The sequence below is a fragment of the Calidithermus terrae genome, from assembly GCF_003574345.1.
Classification (GTDB): domain Bacteria; phylum Deinococcota; class Deinococci; order Deinococcales; family Thermaceae; genus Calidithermus; species Calidithermus chliarophilus.
Window position 1 is genome coordinate 1 of record NZ_QXDL01000367.1, and the last position, 2,203, is coordinate 2,203.

The window sequence follows — 2,203 nt, forward strand, 5'->3', positions numbered from 1 at the left end:
CTACGGGCCTCCCTGAACCCCCTCCCTTACAACCACTCGAGCAAGTGCCTCGCGTACGCCTCCAGGCAGGCTTTGCGCTCTTCCTCGCTCATGTAGCGGGGGCCGTAGGCGATGAAGGGGGGGAGGGGCTGCATGCCCACGAAGGCGAAAGTGCCGTAGTGGAGGGGCTCGAGGAGGTGGGCGAGGTCGCGCTGGGGGGCGGCGGCGTAGTAGTCGGCGGCGTAGCCCACGGTCATGACCACCAGGCCCTTCTTGCCCCGCAGGAAGCCGGTCTCGAACTCGTGGGTGTCGTCGTAGGCGAAGCCGTAGGCCATCACGCGGTCGATCCAGCCCTTGAGGACGGCGGGGGGGCCGTACCACCAGTCGGGGAATTGCAGGATGAGCCGGTCGGCCCGGCGCAGCTTCTCGATCTCGGACCGGGCGTCGGGGCGCATCTGCCCGGTGATCTCCGCCGCCGAGAGCACCGGGTCGAAGCCCATGGCGTAGAGGTCGGAGAGCTCGACCTCGTACCCGGCGTCCTCGAGCGCCCGCAGGCCCGCCTCGAGCAGCGCCGAGTTGAAGGAACGGGGCTTGGGGTTGGCGTAGACGTAGAGCACCTTCATGCCCCAAAGCCTACCGTGCCCGGGGGTTACTTGGACTCGGTGGTCTCGAGCAGCCTGCGCGCCTTGCCGTCGGGCAGGATGAAGCCGCCCGACACCACGTACTTCAGCGCCTCCTCGATGCTGACCTCGAGGGGGATCACCTCGGCGGTGGGGACGATGATCGCCATGCCCGAGGCCGGGACCGGCGAGGTGGGCACCAGCACCACCGTGTAGCCCTCGGGGAGCGGGGGGAGCCGCTTGCCCACCTCGGCGGTGGCGATGAAGCAGAGGGTGTAGACCCCCTTGCGCGGGTACTCGATGACGGCCGCCCGCTGGAAGTGCACCTCGGGCTGGCCCAGCAGGGTGTGGGCGATCTGCTGCACCGCGTTGTAGACCTCGCGCACCAGCGGGACCGACTTGAAGCTGCGGTCGATGCCCGCCAGGAGCACCCGGCCCACGTAGTTCCCCGCCAGAACCCCGGCCAGGATGATCATGCCCAGCACCGCAAGGATGCCGATGACCGGCAGCAGGGGCAGCAGCCAGGGGGGAGGGGTGAGCCCCACCACCCGCATCAGCGCGGTGATGATGTCGGCCGAGGAGTTATACACCCACACCAGCACGTAGACCGTGACGGCCAGGGGCAGCAAGGCCAGCAGCCCCCCGATGAAATAGCGCTGGAGTCTTATAGCCATAGCTCACCCCCAGTTTATTGAGGCGGGCGGGTTCGCTTTGGCGACCGGGCCCGCAATTAACCCCTGCTCCAAGGGGGCTCGAGGCCTGCGGCCCTGAGGGGCGCTTCTCATTTACGGGTGCTAGTGTGAGGCCCGTGAACGTCTTGGCCGACTGGCTGTTCGTGCTCGTATGGGTAGTGGGGCTGGTGGGCACCTTCGTGCCGGTCCTGCCCGCGACCCTCATCATCCTGGCCGGTGTCCTGCTGCACGAGCTGCTGGTGGGCTTCTCCGAGGTCTCGCGCCTCACCTGGGTCTGGCTGGCGCTGGTCGCGGCGGCCGCGATGCTGGTGGACAACCTGGCGGGCCTCATCGGCGCCCGGCGCTACGGGGCGGGGCGGGCCGGGGTGTGGGGGGCTTTCCTGGGCGGCGTCGTGGGCCTGTTCGTCCTGCCGCCGGTGGGGGTGTTCGTGATGCCTTGGGTGGGGGCCCTGGCCGCGGAGAGCCTCAGCGGCAAGAGCGGCGAGGCGGCCTTGCGGGCGGCCTGGGGCACCTTCGTGGGCATGCTGGGGGGCATGGCCGGGAAGTTCCTGCTGCACCTGATGATGGGGATCCTCGTGCTGCGGGCCGTTTTTTGAGGGGTGGTATGATCCGGCGCGTGCACCTCGGCGGGCGAACCCGGCTGTACCTGCGGCTGCTGCCGCTGCTGCTGGTGCTGCTGTGCGCCAACGCCGAGACCCGCCAGGCGGTGAGCGGGGCGCTCGAGCACGTCTTCTCCTCCCCGCCGTGCTCCGGCCCCGCCTGCGTCGCCCTGGAGCCCCCGCCCGCCAAGCCGGCCCTGCCGGGCCCGGTGTTGCAGCCCCTCTCGAGCACCGAGCTCCCGCATGCACCGCTACTGGCAGCTCATCGCCGTGCTCAAGGGCTGGCAGTACCAGCCCCCGCCCCTGGCCCAGG

The 2,203-nt window shown here is 69.9% G+C and carries 4 protein-coding genes; 2 read left to right on the forward strand and 2 right to left on the reverse strand.

Annotation, left to right across the window (positions count from 1 at the left end):
* Window positions 1–26 precede the first annotated feature (26 nt).
* On the reverse strand, window positions 27–602 hold the full coding sequence (locus Mterra_RS20760; RefSeq protein ID WP_119316815.1) for an NAD(P)H-dependent oxidoreductase: 576 nt from the start codon (window positions 600–602) through the stop codon (window positions 27–29).
* A gap of 26 nt (window positions 603–628) precedes the next feature.
* Window positions 629–1,267: a DUF502 domain-containing protein gene (locus Mterra_RS20765; protein WP_119316817.1), complete on the reverse strand. Its 639-nt coding sequence runs from the start codon at window positions 1,265–1,267 to the stop codon at window positions 629–631.
* A 140-nt stretch (window positions 1,268–1,407) separates the two neighbouring features.
* Here Mterra_RS20765 and Mterra_RS20770 point away from each other — a divergent pair, with 140 nt between their 5' ends.
* Complete coding sequence (locus Mterra_RS20770; RefSeq protein WP_119316816.1) at window positions 1,408–1,887, forward strand: DUF456 domain-containing protein; 480 nt, start codon at window positions 1,408–1,410, stop codon at window positions 1,885–1,887.
* Between the two features lie 8 nt (window positions 1,888–1,895).
* Window positions 1,896–2,203 (forward strand): hypothetical protein (locus tag Mterra_RS22060; protein ID WP_218022994.1); only part of this gene is annotated, 308 nt, incomplete at its 3' end.